Source organism: Jejubacter calystegiae (assembly GCF_005671395.1).
GTDB classification, from domain to species: domain Bacteria; phylum Pseudomonadota; class Gammaproteobacteria; order Enterobacterales; family Enterobacteriaceae; genus Jejubacter; species Jejubacter calystegiae.
In genome coordinates, this window is record NZ_CP040428.1 from 4,477,689 (window position 1) to 4,491,435 (window position 13,747).

The 13,747-nt window shown below is 55.9% G+C and carries 14 protein-coding genes and 1 pseudogene; 4 read left to right on the forward strand and 11 right to left on the reverse strand.

The window, feature by feature from the left end; all coding sequences use genetic code 11:
• Positions 1-4: 4 nt before the first annotated feature.
• The 3 genes and pseudogenes from dcyD to yedD all read right to left on the reverse strand — a co-directional run.
• Positions 5-991 (reverse strand): D-cysteine desulfhydrase, encoded by a 987-nt coding sequence (dcyD, locus tag FEM41_RS20995; RefSeq protein WP_138098103.1) that lies wholly within the window; start codon positions 989-991, stop codon positions 5-7.
• Positions 992-1,175: 184 nt separating this feature from the next.
• The gene (gene tcyJ, locus FEM41_RS21000) at positions 1,176-1,976 is read right to left on the reverse strand and encodes a cystine ABC transporter substrate-binding protein (RefSeq protein WP_138098104.1); all 801 of its coding nucleotides are present in this window, start codon (positions 1,974-1,976) and stop codon (positions 1,176-1,178) included.
• Positions 1,977-2,233: 257 nt separating this feature from the next.
• A pseudogene (gene yedD, locus FEM41_RS21005) lies at positions 2,234-2,641 on the reverse strand (lipoprotein YedD); the annotation flags it as partial.
• Positions 2,642-2,825: 184 nt separating this feature from the next.
• On the opposite strand from yedD, the gene yedE reads away from it, so the two are divergent.
• Both yedE and yedF read left to right on the forward strand, forming a co-directional pair.
• A complete protein-coding gene (yedE, locus tag FEM41_RS21010; protein WP_138098106.1) occupies positions 2,826-4,037 on the forward strand; it encodes a selenium metabolism membrane protein YedE/FdhT in 1,212 nt (403 codons plus the stop codon).
• A 32-nt stretch (positions 4,038-4,069) separates the two neighbouring features.
• Positions 4,070-4,270, forward strand: coding sequence for a sulfurtransferase-like selenium metabolism protein YedF (gene yedF / locus FEM41_RS21015; protein ID WP_154776040.1), 201 nt, complete (start codon positions 4,070-4,072; stop codon positions 4,268-4,270).
• Here the strand turns inward: yedF and FEM41_RS21020 are convergent.
• The 4 genes from FEM41_RS21020 to FEM41_RS21035 all read right to left on the reverse strand — a co-directional run bounded on the left by FEM41_RS21020 (position 4,267) and on the right by FEM41_RS21035 (position 8,227).
• Positions 4,267-5,307: a C45 family autoproteolytic acyltransferase/hydrolase gene (locus tag FEM41_RS21020; protein WP_138098112.1), complete on the reverse strand. Its 1,041-nt coding sequence runs from the start codon at positions 5,305-5,307 to the stop codon at positions 4,267-4,269. The genes yedF and FEM41_RS21020 overlap by 4 nt on opposite strands.
• Positions 5,304-5,876, reverse strand: a complete 573-nt coding sequence (locus tag FEM41_RS21025) for a carboxymuconolactone decarboxylase family protein (protein WP_241666540.1) — start codon at positions 5,874-5,876, stop codon at positions 5,304-5,306. Before FEM41_RS21025 ends, FEM41_RS21020 begins: the two co-directional genes overlap by 4 nt.
• Entirely contained in the window at positions 5,873-7,213 is a 1,341-nt protein-coding gene (locus FEM41_RS21030; protein WP_138098114.1) for an aspartate aminotransferase family protein, read from the reverse strand. Before FEM41_RS21030 ends, FEM41_RS21025 begins: the two co-directional genes overlap by 4 nt.
• Positions 7,214-7,357: 144 nt before the next feature.
• Positions 7,358-8,227 carry a MurR/RpiR family transcriptional regulator gene (locus FEM41_RS21035; protein WP_138099286.1) on the reverse strand — a complete coding sequence of 290 codons (870 nt, stop codon included), beginning with the start codon at positions 8,225-8,227 and terminating at the stop codon, positions 7,358-7,360.
• Between the two features lie 609 nt (positions 8,228-8,836).
• Here FEM41_RS21035 and rcsA point away from each other — a divergent pair.
• Entirely contained in the window at positions 8,837-9,460 is a 624-nt protein-coding gene (gene rcsA, locus FEM41_RS21040) for a transcriptional regulator RcsA (RefSeq protein WP_138098116.1), read from the forward strand.
• Between the two features lie 176 nt (positions 9,461-9,636).
• Here rcsA and dsrB read toward each other — a convergent pair whose 3' ends face one another.
• Positions 9,637-9,825, reverse strand: coding sequence for a protein DsrB (gene dsrB / locus FEM41_RS21045; protein WP_175342250.1), 189 nt, complete (start codon positions 9,823-9,825; stop codon positions 9,637-9,639).
• A 186-nt stretch (positions 9,826-10,011) separates the two neighbouring features.
• Here dsrB and FEM41_RS21050 point away from each other — a divergent pair, with 186 nt between their 5' ends.
• Positions 10,012-10,224, forward strand: coding sequence for a DUF2525 domain-containing protein (locus tag FEM41_RS21050; RefSeq protein WP_138098120.1), 213 nt, complete (start codon positions 10,012-10,014; stop codon positions 10,222-10,224).
• Positions 10,225-10,631: 407 nt separating this feature from the next.
• Here FEM41_RS21050 and dgcQ read toward each other — a convergent pair whose 3' ends face one another.
• From dgcQ to FEM41_RS21065, 3 genes are all read right to left on the reverse strand, one after another.
• Positions 10,632-12,296 (reverse strand): cellulose biosynthesis regulator diguanylate cyclase DgcQ, encoded by a 1,665-nt coding sequence (gene dgcQ, locus FEM41_RS21055; RefSeq protein WP_138098122.1) that lies wholly within the window; start codon positions 12,294-12,296, stop codon positions 10,632-10,634.
• 233 nt (positions 12,297-12,529) lie between these two features.
• Positions 12,530-12,715, reverse strand: coding sequence for a YodC family protein (locus FEM41_RS21060; RefSeq protein WP_138098124.1), 186 nt, complete (start codon positions 12,713-12,715; stop codon positions 12,530-12,532).
• Between the two features lie 89 nt (positions 12,716-12,804).
• Positions 12,805-13,719 (reverse strand): DUF808 family protein, encoded by a 915-nt coding sequence (locus tag FEM41_RS21065; RefSeq protein ID WP_138098126.1) that lies wholly within the window; start codon positions 13,717-13,719, stop codon positions 12,805-12,807.
• Positions 13,720-13,747: the final 28 nt, after the last annotated feature.

Genomic DNA, 13,747 nt, shown 5'->3' on the forward strand with positions numbered 1-13,747 from the left:
AGTTTTAAATATGGGGGTGATAGGCGAACAGCGCGGGCGCCCCACCGGTATGAATGAACAGGATCGGCCCGTCATTCGGAAAGCGGCCCTCGGTGATACCATCAATCAGGCCCGCCATCGCCTTGGCGGTATAGACCGGATCCAGCACGATCCCCTCCAGGGCGGCCAGCAGTTTGATCGCCTCCTGACCGGCATCGTTCGGGAATCCGTAACCCGGGGCGAAATAGTCATCCCACAGGTGAATCGGCGCACGCGGTACCAGATCAAGGCTGGCGCCGATATCGTGCTGGAGCCGCACCACTTTTGGCAGTTGTTGTTCAACGCTGCGCGAAACGGTAACGCCAATTAGCCGGGTTTCCGGCATCAGTTGCTCCAGCCCCACCGCCAGCCCCGCCTGAGTTCCGGCGCTTCCCGATGCCACCACCACTGACGAAAGCGCCACCGCCCCTTCGCACTGGTCGGCAATCTCCTGGGCGCAGGCCACATAGCCCAAAGAGCCCAACGCACTGGAGCCCCCCACCGGCACCACGCAAGGGCGGAATCCCTGGGCCTCGATGCGGGTGGCCAGCGCCTCCAGTTGAGCCGCCGGGTCATCCAACGCGTCGCACATCTCCACCTGCACCTGAAACAGCTCCAGCAGCAGGCGGTTACCGTTGGTCAGGTAGTTCTCCTGCCGGGTGGCGATGGGATTTTCCAGCAGCGCCACGCAGTGCAGCCCCAGTTTTGCCGCCACCGCCGCCGTCTGGCGCACGTGGTTGGACTGAATCGCCCCGGCGGTCACCAGAGTATCAGCCCCTTCGCGCAGCGCCTGGGCTGCCAGAAATTCCAGCTTGCGCAGCTTATTGCCACCCATCGCCATCGGGGTGACATCATCACGTTTAATATAGATCTCCCGACCCAGATGGTCGGAAAGACGCGGCAGAAATTCCAGCGGCGTTGGCGCGCCAACCAGTTCCAGACGCGGGAAACGGGCGAGTTGATCGAGGGACATATTTCCTCCGCAGGCAGGCGGCGATAAACGGCTGGCTGCCGGGTTCGTTGGCCTGTATAACTTGCGAAATAAGGTAAAAAACGCGCGCTACTGTAACCCAGTCTCAGCCAGATGAAAAATTAGCGTGCGTCACATGCGACCACAAAAAAGGCGCTGTAGCAGCGCCTTTTGTTCTGAGCGGCGATTATTTGGTAACGTCGGCGCCAAACCACTTCTCGGAGATTTTCGCCAGGCTACCGTCCTGTTTCATCTCTTCGATGGCCTTATTGATGGCGGCCAGCAGTTCCGGATTGCCCTTACGCAGCGCCACACCAGATTCCAGATGCGAGAACGGCTGCCCGGCAACCGCCAGGGTGTTGTTGGTTTTCTTCACCAGATCCAACGCCGCCAGGCGGTCCACCAGAATCACGTTAATACGCCCCACGCGCAGATCCTGATACTTGGTGGGATCGTCATCGTAGGTACGTACATCCACGCCCGGTACATTTTCACGCAGCCAGGCTTCATAGTTGGTACCCAGACCCACACCGACCTTTTTGCCCTTCAGATCTTCGGGTTTGGTGATGCTGCCTTCATTGCCCTTCTTCACCAACGCCTGGATACCGGAAACGGTATAAGGGGTGGAGAAATCATACTTTTTCTGGCGTTCCGGCGAGATCGTCACCTGGTTAATCGCCACGTCGATACGCTTCGAGTCCAGCGAGGCCAGCATGCCGTCCCATTTGGTGGGCTTCAGCGATGCTTTAACGCCCAGGTGTTTCGCCAGATCCTCGGCAAACTCCACTTCGAAACCGGTCAGTTTGCCGTCATTACCCTGGAAGCTGAAAGGAGGATAGGTACCTTCCAGCCCCACGGTCAGGCTACCGCGCTCTTTCACTTTATTAAGTAGATTTTCAGCCGCGAAAGTCTGGGTATTAATACCGGCGACCAGGGCCACCGCCATCACGCTCATCAGCGCCTGGCGGCCAAAGTGTGCAAATTTCATATTCACCCCTGAAAAAGTAGAATGCGTTACATTGTCGAAGGTAACGCGCGGAAATCAAAATCACCGCGGGTTATATCTTATTCCATTACAGACTAAGAGACTCAAGGACCGACGGTTGCCGCATTACTCTCTTCTTCTCCTTCTGACTGGCTGAGTGTAGTGGCGCTATTGCTGCCTCCGCCCAGGCCCAGAGTGCCGCCGGACTGAGTCGCGGCCGGTTTAGTGGCCTCGATAGCCGCTTTGGCATCCTGCTCGTCAATCGGCTGTCCCAGCGGATGTTTTTCCAGGTAGTCAGCGCACTCGTCGGTCAGACGATCGACCCGACGTAGCGTCATACCGGCATATTCCAGGGTATCCCCCTGGCGCTCAACGTCGTAAACCTCGCGTTTAATGGTCACATTATAGAGCGAGTCTGAACGCTGCATCAGCTTGCCTGGTAGCGCAATCAGACGCTGCCACTGGCGGCACTCCAGAGTATCCCCTTCCGGCGTGACTACCAGACTGGCAATCGCTTCGGGGCTCACCATTTCGCTCTGCGGGCCTTGAGACTGCCAGTAACCCGCCAGCCCTGCCGGCGCAGGGTGTTTGATCACCTCGCTATAGTTGTCCACCTGCACACAGCCACTCAGCGCCACCAGCGCCAGCGGTAGAAGTAACTTTTTCATGATTCATCCCGAATGCGGCAAAATTTTATTTTGGCATTAAAGCGTTAGCCCCGCCAGCCCCAACCGCGCCGCAGGAAAAATTGATCGTACGCGTCTTTTTTACATTTTTTGCTATTTCCACCGCGCCACCGGCGTATGATTCCTTGTTTTTACAACATCCTTCTGAGTTCAGAGGTTATTGCCTATGTCATGGAATGAATTCCGACAACATTATCTGATCAAATTCTGGTCCCCCCTCCCCGCCGTGATTGCCGCCGGCGTTCTCTCTACCTGGTATTTCGGTATTACCGGCACCTTCTGGGCCGTCACTGGCGAATTTACCCGCTGGGGCGGTGAACTGCTACAGCTGTTCGGCGTCCATACCGAAAACTGGGGTTACTTTCAGTTAATTGGCCTGGAAGGCTCTCCCCTGACCCGCATTGACGGCGTGATGATTATCGGTATGTTCGGCGGCTGTTTCGCCGCCGCGCTGTGGGCCAATAATATTAAACTGCGCCTGCCCCAGCACCGGGTTCGAATTCTCCAGGCGCTGCTGGGCGGTATTATCGCCGGTTTCGGCGCCCGGCTGGCCATGGGCTGTAACCTGGCGGCCTTCTTTACCGGTATTCCGCAGTTTTCGCTTCACGCCTGGTTTTTTGCGGTGGCGACCGCCATTGGCTCCTGGGCCGGAGCGCGCTTTACGCTGCTGCCGATGTTCCGCGTGCCGGTAAAGCTGAAAAAAGTCAGCGCAGCTTCTCCCCTGACCCAACGGCCGGATCAGGCGCGACGCCGTTTCCGTATTGGAATGCTGGTATTTATCGGTATGCTGGGCTGGGCCGCTCTCACCGCCATGAATCAACCGAAGCTCGGGCTGGCGATGCTGTTTGGCGTCGGGTTCGGCCTGCTGATTGAACGGGCGCAGATCTGCTTTACTTCCGCTTTTCGCGATCTGTGGATCACCGGCCGCACCCAGATGGCAAAGGCTATTATCCTGGGGATGGCCGTCAGCGCCATTGGCATCTACAGCTATGTGCAGCTCGGCGTAGCGCCGAAAATCATGTGGGCCGGCCCTAATGCCGTACTGGGCGGTTTGCTGTTTGGCTTTGGCATCGTACTGGCGGGAGGCTGCGAAACCGGCTGGATGTACCGGGCCGTGGAAGGCCAGGTGCACTTCTGGTGGGTCGGTATCGGCAACGTGCTGGGCTCCACCCTACTGGCGCTGGTCTGGGACGAGATCTCCCCCGCGCTTGCCACTTCGTGGGACAAAGTTAACCTGCTGACCGTTTTCGGTCCCCAGGGCGGCCTGATGATGACCTGGCTGCTGCTGTTTGCCGCCCTGATGTTAATTATCGGCTGGGAAAAACGCTTTTTCCGCCGTCACAACGCCGGTGCCCGTCCGGTTAAGGAGAGCCTGTGAGTCAGTCAATCGTTCCCGACTACCGTCTGGATATGGTGGGCGAACCCTGCCCTTATCCTGCTGTCGCCACCCTTGAGGCAATGCCGCAGTTGAAAAAAGGCGAGGTTCTTGAAGTCATCAGCGACTGTCCGCAATCGATCAATAACATCCCGCAGGATGCCCGGAATCACGGCTACACCGTGCTGGACATCCAGCAGGATGGTCCGACAATCCGCTATCTGATTCAGCGCTAGTTGTGTTCAACAAGCGCCATCCTGCCGCTTAGCGACGGGATGGCGCGATCGCTTTCCCAGATATTCCAGCTCACCCCTTCCTCACTCAGACAGAAAATGGCCGTCGCCAGGGTATTTTCCTCATCGGGATCGTCAGGCGCCTGACGCCAGACAGGCAAGGTCGGATTCGAAGTATCGCTTAACAGCGCCAGCGCCAACTGCTCGCTGAGCGTCTTTTCCGGGCTCTCGGCCAGCCAGTCATTCACCCTACGCTGACGCGCGGCGGAGCTGTCGGTAATACGCTGCGCCACCCGCCCCTGGGCGCCATGCACCAGATGATTGGCATGACCGCCCACATTCACCACCTCTTCCACCGAGCAGCTATCGCCGCAGGCTTCCACGCTGTAGAGCAACGGCGAACCGGCCTGGGCCAGCGTGTGATGGAAAGCGCCAGCTCGCGCTTCGCCGGTCAGGATCACCAGCGCGCCGTTCAGATCCCGGGCATTCAGCGATGCCCGCCCCAGGATCTGACGCGGCAACCCCCTGGGGCGATGGCTGGCGCGAATGTTATTGACGGTATTCACCAGGCCTGCATCATTCACGGCAAAAGTGTGACCGCATAGCGATCCCGGATAAGCAAAGCTGGTAAAGCCTGGCCCTTCGGTCGGTTCCACCCTGACCAGCGCGCAGCCATCGCGCAGCGGCGGCAGACCATCTTCGTTATGCGCGATAATAATCCGCCCTTGTGCATCGCGTCCGAACAGCGTGGTGCAACCGTCGGAAGTCGAAGGCAACAAATCACCGCGGCAGTTCCAGGCAAAAACTGCCAGCGGGTCAGCCTGTAGCCCTTCTGCCATACCTTCCAGCTCCGCCATCACCTCCGGGAAACGAGCACGGGTGGCCGCCGCCAGTTCCATGGCCTGGGGCGAGCCGATAAGGGGAACGATTCGCTGCCACAACCCGGTGACAATGATCTTCTGATGCCAGGCGTCGCGCCCGAATTCGCCAAGCTGGCGTCCGATCTGCCATGCCGTCCCCTGTATCCGTAGCTGCTTCATTCAGCCTCCCTGACCATTAGCGGCTCTGCCGTACTGGCGGGAGCGGGCGTACGGGCGGCGTTCATCACCATCGACAAAAACGCATAGTAGCCACACAGACCCACTAAATCCATCACCCCTTTTTCATCAAACTGCGCCACCGCCTGCTGCCAGGTTTCATCGCTAACCCGCCGCTCGCCGTGCAGCTCCTGACAAAAGCGCCACACCAGCCGTTCGTCCGCTTTCAGCGTCTGTGGTTCATCTCCGGCATTAATCGCCCTGATGTCCCGAAGGTCGATACCCTGCGCTTCGGCAATCGGGGCGTGAATCGCCCATTCCACCGGCTGGGACCAGTGACGGGCGGTGACCAGGATCGCCAGCTCCGACAGGCGCTGACCGATAGCGCTACGGTAGCGCAGATACTCCCCCATCCGCTGAGCGTGAGCCATCAGCTCCGGGCTGCGCAGCAGCGGTTCAAACGGCGGTAGCAGCGCGCCGCGCGGGCCGTTAATCATCTCCTGCGCCAGCGCGCGCTGTTCGTCGCTCCACGCGTCCTCCGCCAGCGGCGGCATGCGGTTGGTCGTCATCATTGCACTCCTGCTGCTTTCTCTGTCTCTTCACGGATCGCCGCCGTCAGGTGCGTAACCACCTGTTCCGTCTGCTGCGGCGAAATAATAAAGGGCGGCGCCAGCAGTACGTGGTCACCCTGTCTGCCATCCAGAGTACCGCCCATCGGATAGACCATCAGCCCGCGGGCCAGACAGTGGCGCTTTATGGCGACATGCAGCTTCAGTGCTGGGTCGAAAGGCGTTTTAGTTTCGCGATCGCGCACCAGTTCCACGCCCATAAAGAGTCCGCGGCCGCGAATATCGCCGACAAAGGGGTTGTCGCCCAGTGCTTCACGCAGCAGTGCAGCCAGTTGAGCGCCGCGCTCCTGCACCTGAACCAGCAGATTATCGCGCTGAATCACCTGCTGAACGGCCAGGGCCGCCGCTGCCGCCGTGGGGTGGCAGATATAAGTATGGCCATGCTGGAACAGGCCGCTGCCGGTACGTAACGGTGCCAGTACTTTGTCGCTGGCGATCACCGCGCCTATAGGCTGATAGCCGCCTCCCAGCCCTTTAGCCATCGCCACGATATCCGGCACCACGCCATCCTGTTCAAAGGCGTATAGCGTGCCGGTACGTCCCATGCCGCACATCACCTCATCGGCGATATAGAGAATGCCGTATTTATCGCACAGCCGACGAACGCCAGCCAGATAGCCCGGCGTTGGCGGTATCGCGCCGCTGGTGGCCCCCACGACCGTTTCGGCCACAAAGCCAATAATGGTCTGCGGCCCGGCATCGAGAATCGCCTGCTCCAGTTCATTCAGCAGACGCGCAGTATATTGCTCCTGGCTTTCGTCCGCAGCCCGGTCCCGATACTCATTACAGGCGGAAACCCGTACCACGTCCATCAGCAGCGGGGCAAACTGGCGGCGACGCCACTCATTGCCGCCCACCGCCAGCGCGCCCAGAGTATTGCCGTGATAGCTCTGTCGCCGGGCGATAAAGGTGGTACGTTCAGGCTCGCCGAGCTCCACAAAATACTGACGCGCCAGCTTAAGCGCCGTTTCAATGGCCTCTGAACCGCCGGAAACAAAATAGCAGTGCGTCAGGTCGCCCGGCGCATGGGCCGCCAGGTGTTTCGCCAGCCCTTCTGCGGCATCGCTGGTAAAAAAGCCGGTATGGGCGTACGCCAGCTTGTCTATCTGCGCGTGCAACGCCGCCAGTACATCGGGATGCCCGTGGCCCAGGCAGGAGACGGCGGCACCGCCGCAAGCGTCCAGATAGCGTTTACCGTTAGCGTCGGTGATCCAGATACCCTGAGCGGCCGCCGCTACCGGAGGTGTACCCGCAAGACTGCGATGGATGATGTGAGACATAGTGATATCCGTTGAGACAGATGATGGGTTCACTTTCTATCCTGGAAGATCCATATGACTCTCGTCAATTTATTTTTGATCCATATGAATCAAATCGATAAACAAAAAAAGCCGCTATCTGACGACAGCGGCCTCTCCCCCGAATCACCCCCGCTCATCAGTTTTTTTCCCCGCCGTGACGTAGGCGCCCGACTCAAATAGCCAGCGCTCGGTCTCTTCGATGCGCTCTACCGCCTCACTGCCATGGCGCGCTACCAGCATCGCCAGCAGGCATTCGGCAATACTGATGCCGGAGACCACCGATGGAAAAAAAGACGGGCTCTCGGTTGAGAAGTAGAGCCGGGAATCTGCCTGCTGCGCCAGCGGAGACAGAGGCGAGTCGCTCAGAGCCACCACTTTCGCGCCAGCACGCTTTGCCGCATCCAGCACCTGCAGCGTTTCTCGCGAATAGGGGGCAAAACCGATAATCACCAGGGTATCTTCAGGGCCAAAATCCCGGGTGAACATCTCATCATTATTGGCGAAGCCATCAATCAATGAGACCCGGCGATGAAACAGGCGCCAGACATAATACAGTGACCAGGCAATAGGAAAGCTGGCGCGAAAGCCACAAACATAGACCTGTTGGGCCGATTCCATCAGTGATACCGCCTGCTCCATGGCGTCACGATTCTGTTCGCGCCCCAGCGCCAGGTTTTGCGCCTGAGCACCGAACATCTGTTCACGCAGGCTGTGGGTACCGTCGCGCACCAGTTTCTGGGCCCTGGCGCCGTAGGTTTCTCCCCCCAGCCCCAGATCGGCGATAAAGCTGTGCTTCAACTCCACCCAGCCGTCAAATCCCAGACGCTGGGCCAGCCGCAGCAGCGTGGCCGGCCTCACCCCCGCCTGGGCGGCAAAGGCGCGCATCGAAAGCACCACCAGCTCATTGACGTGCTCCAGAGTAAAAGCAGCAGCGCGCTGCAGTTCGGGCGTCAGTTGCGGATAGTTTTCGATAATGGTCTGCCGGGGATCCATGCGCGCTCTCAGTGACTGTCGCCGGGAACCCACTTCCCGACTCATCTCCCCAATCTAACGGATTTCACGCCGGGAATTAAGCCTAAATTCCCGCTATGCTGATGATTCTGCCGCGAAATGCGGCTGAATGTCGGCCAACAAAGAGAATCCTCCGACAATGGCTGGCTGTAATAAAAAGAAGAGTCATCAGCTTAGCTTATTTTTCAGATATCGATAGCAATTAAATCACAACACTAACCCACCGGTTTTGTATGGTCTTAATCATCTAAAGTAAGGAAAATCCTAAAGTTGATTTTTAATAATACTCCCCAGGATATATCTGACGGGGATTAAATGATTTAAGACTCTTCACATAACGCAACATTTACTTTACTTTGAGAACTTTCCTGGCAAATTATACGTAACTTTACGGGATAGTGTTGGCGCCTGAAATGCTTCAGCACCGTGCGCTACGGCTCTCTGTGCTGGTGTTTGGATCCATATTTAGCGGCCCCGTTCATCATTCCTGGTTTTTGCCGGTGTCTGAGGATCTCAGGTATGCGGATTAGATGAAACATTATCCCGGTATCGTTGTGCTTTAACGGATAACGCGTTTAGTGAGGGTTTGCTATGTCAACGATTATTATGGACTTATGCAGCTACACCCGACTGGGGCTCACCGGTTACCTGGTCAGTCGCGGGGTGAGAAAACGGCAGATAGTCGACGTGGAAACGGCGAGCGAGTTGGAAGAAACCTGTGCATCACGACATCCTCACGTGGTGTTTATTAATGAGGACTGTTTCATCCACGATTCAGAAAGTAGCCAGCACATTAAGCAGATCATTAATCAGCATCCGGAGACCCTTTTCATTGTCTTCATGGCGATTGCCAATATTCATTTTGATGAATATCTGCTGGTGCGCAAAAATCTACTAATTAGCTCTAAATCGATTAAACCTGAATCACTTGATGAAATTCTTGGCAATTATTTAACAAAAGATGAGCAGTGTATCCGGAATATCAATTTGCCTACCCTGTCTTTAAGCCGAACCGAATCCAGCATGTTACGTATGTGGATGTCGGGTCAGGATACTATTCAGATATCAGATCAGATGAATATTAAAGCAAAGACAGTCTCGTCACATAAAGGCAATATCAAACGGAAAATCAAGACCCATAATAAACAGGTTATCTATCACGTCGTGCGCCTTGCGGACAACGTAACCAATGGGATCTTCGTTAATATGCGCTAAAGACAACCACTGCCCTGGCTCGAACCTCAGCCCGGATCCTATTGCGATGCCCGTGGACTGATACCGAACCCTGGCTTATTGCTTATGGCCGTGAGAGATTAAGCCAGTATCAGCAGCGGCCTGGTACGATTTCCGAACGGCAAACTGGCTGGCTCGTTTCGGAACTTCAGGCGGAGTTACTCCGCCTTTTCAACAAAAATACCGTCCGGGTGTCCTTTATCATTAAAGAACCAGATGCCCATCGGGTAATCCTCCAGCGACACCAGAAACATGGTGCCTTCACTAAACTCTTCAATGGCCAGAACCCGCCCTGGTCGGCGCGGACCGCCATCGGTTTTAACCGTTACCCGATCGTTAACCTGCATAGACTTCATCCTCCTGAGTTGCCAATACGTTACTCACCTGTCCAGATACGATTTTAACCCGCATGCCCCAGTTTGCACAGGTGCCCGCCACGCCGATCGACGTCAAAGTTCAGGCTATCAAACGCGCGGCCATATCCCTGTCAGCTATACTGTTAATTGGGTAAACCGGCAAATCAGGAGCAAGGTATGAAGAGCGCGAAAACCGATTCTGACGTCGATGTTGATGCACTGCTGGCGGCGATCAACGAAATCAGCGAAAGCGAGGTGCGCTTTGCCGGTAGCGCCGACGATCCGCAACGCGTTAGCGTGGATGGCAGAATGTCACATACCTGGGGTGAACTGGCGGAAGCCTTTGAGCTGGATATTAAGGATTTCAGCGTCACAGAGATTAACAGCTGAAGAAAAACATCCCGGCCGGGGCCGGGATGAAACTTGCAGTTATGCAAGAAAGCACTTGAAAATTCGTCACACCAGGAAATCTGATGTGCGTCAAACATATCTGCAAATTTTTTGTAAGACAAGGATAAGTTTCCACAAAAAAACGGCTTACCTTTTCACATTATCGGGCAAATACGTCTAATCCCCAAGTTTCATGCAGGCTTACACCGTTTTAACCAGTTTTTTATCCTAATAAGATTTACCCTGGTTTAAGAATATTCTCAGGTTTAATGTTGTGCACATCTGCCTGTGGCGCCAGCATCAGACATGAAAGGATTCAGCTAATACCCGGTAAGGGGCAATAAGGCGCAGAAATCGCACCTAAAGCTCATTTGCCCGCTGAAACCGATGCCTGTTAGCCTGCTCCGTTAATCGCTATCGCAAACGCGGTTGCGACCGCCCTCTTTAGCCTTGTACAGGCGCCCGTCCGCAATAGACTGCAGATGTTCAAAATCATAGTCGCCGTGCTCCTGTGAGCAGCTCACGCCGAATGAAGCGCTAATGTGCAGCGTCTGCCCGCTACGCACCAGAATCTCCTTGCCGTTAATACGCTCACGTATCCGTTCGGCGACCGCGCTGGCCTGGCTCAGGGAAGAGCCCGGTAAGACAACGCAGAACTCCTCACCGCCAATACGACCGGCAATATCATCACCGCGCAGTGAGGCGCTAAGAATAGCGCCAGCACTGGCCAGAACCCGATCCCCGGAATCATGGCCAAAGCGGTCATTAATGCTCTTAAAGTGGTCAAGATCGAGCTGAATCACCGCAAAGGATTGTCCACTCTGGCGACAGTAGTCCGCCAGGTACTGCGCCTGATCGAAGAAAGCGCCGCGATTATAGAGCCGGGTCAGGGTATCGTAGTTGGCGCGCCAGCTCAGGGTACTTTGCAGATTCATCATATTTTTAACCAACCGATGAATCAGCAGCCAGGAGCCGCCCAACATCGCGCTGAACAGCACCCACAACAGGCCCAGTACGACGCTGATACGCCCGAATTCGCCGCGTATCCCTTCGTCCAGTGAGTGAATCTTCACCAGCACGCCGTCGAAATTGTTGAGTTTATCCCAGGTGACGACACTGTGGGCCATGCGTATCTCCCCTTCGTTCTTGCTCTCCATCGCTCTGGCCAACTGGGCCAACTGGGTAGGGGTAAACATTTTGCCTTCCGGCATCGCATCGGCACTGGTGGCAATCGCATTAAATTTGCGATCGTAAAGCAGTACCACACCCTCATTCCCGTCCTGTAGCGCACGCTGCAGAAACTGGTGCATAGAGTCAATGGTAAAGTCCATCGCCAGCACGCCGTACCAGCGATGTTCATAATCGAGCGGCACGCTGGCGGTGATCACCTGATCGCCGCCACGGGTCGGATCCCAGGTGTGATCCCAGATAAGCCCCCTACCCTTGTTGTAGCGCTCTGAATGCTGCGCGAAATACGGCCGCGCCACCTGGCGATAGTAGCGGGATACCAACTGTTCATCATTGCGTGGCGGACGGCTGGAGATATAAAACCCGGCCCGGGAGACATAATAGGTACGATGCTGAAGATCGCGGCTGTTGTCGGACAGTTGCAGGATATAGCTAAACTCCAGCGCCCCGCTCAATTCTCCGTGAAGGTAGTCGGCATCGCGCAATAGCAGCCCACTGGTGCCGACAAATTCATCGGAAACGCCGTTAAGGGGCATACTGCGGTTCACATCCAGCTTAATCTGCCAGTGTTCGTGGGTACGCTGGCGCTCAAAATCGGCCATAGCCTGACGACTTTTATCGGTAGAGATGGGATAGCGTAGCGCATAACTCATAATATTTCGATAAAACAACAAGTTGTCTACGCTGTGCTGAAGCTGCCTGTCGAGTGCGGTGGCGACATTATCAAGGCTATTACGCTGGTTTGAGATCCAGGCATCTTCCAGTACCGCCATTTCACGCCATGTGAGAAGCGTCGAGCAGATAAACACGAAAGTGAAGCAAATGTTAACAACCCGGCGCGGATTTTTGAAAAACGATTTTCGCTGACTGCGATCCGCTAACACGACAGCACTCCCTGATTTGAGTGGGCTCCCAAACGCGCTGTATCAAGCATTGTTAAACGCATCGAAAACGTGGGGAGTCTATTATGTCAGAAACTTAGCGCACTAACGGCAAGAAACTTCTTATGAAAAAGCGCTAAAAATGCAAAGTTTTGTAGAGCCCGGTATAACGCACAGGCTTCAGCGCGCTGCCCCAAATCCCACAGCGCGCTGACAACATGATAATGGGGTAAAACTCAGGCGCGCACTTCCACCCGCGCATCCAGGTGTTCTGGCTGCAGTTCATTCTCATGGAAGGCTTCACGCCTGACGCTGCGGCCATCATACCAGCGGCATTCCACCATTCCGCTGGAGATGCCGGTGACAATCATCCTCTGGCCGCCGCTTTTATGTCTGACCTCATCTCCGATCATAAACAGCATTGCCGTCTCCTGTCTGAAAAAAGTTATTCAGGTATAGCCAGGAAAAGCGGCTTTTGCTTAGGGAAAATTCCCTATTTTTTTCTGATTGCTCAGTGGTCGGACTTGCCGCGCATCCGGTTGAACAACGAAATCAGTAACAGCAGTACCGCGCCCAGAATAAAACCGATAACCAGATTCATCAGTTGTGGCAGCACAGCGGCCACCACGGCACCGCCCATCGCGCTCCACTGCTCGATCAGGTGGTGCAGCACGGGAATGCCGTGAACCACGATACCGCCTCCCACCAGGAACATCGCCAGAGTACCCACAATGGTCAGCACCTTCATCAGCAGAGGTGCCAGGGCCAGTAACCCTTTCCCCAGCAGACGCGCCGGTGCCGATTGTCGCTCCACCAGCCAGTACCCCATATCGTCCAGCTTCACGATAAGCCCCACCAGACCATACACCCCAACGGTGACCAGAATGGCGACACCCGCCAGTATCAGGACCTGATTCAGCAGCGGCGCTTCGGCCACAATGCCCAGGGTGATGGCGACAATTTCCGCCGACAGAATAAAATCGGTGCGAATGGCGCCCTTAACTTTGTCACGTTCAAAAGCGCGCGGATCGCCAGCAGCAACCGTCTCCAGCCGCTGCTGACGCGCTTCGGCCGACTTGCTGTCTCCACGGTGGGCAAAGCTATGAATGACTTTCTCAGCCCCCTCAAAACAGAGAAACGCCCCACCCAGCATCAATAATGGCGTAATAGCCCAGGGGGCAAAGGCGCTAATAATAAGCGCCAGCGGCACCAGAATTAACTTGTTCAGAAACGAGCCTTTAGCGACGCCCCACACCACCGGTAGTTCGCGATTGGCGCGTACTCCTGTGACCTGCTGGGCGTTCAGCGACAGATCGTCGCCCAGCACCCCAGCGGTTTTCTTCGCGGCGACTTTCCCCATAACGGAGATATCATCCAACAGCGTGGCGATATCATCCAGTAACGTTAACAGACTACCCCCGGCCAAAATTACCTACCTTTCTGATGTTGTTAAA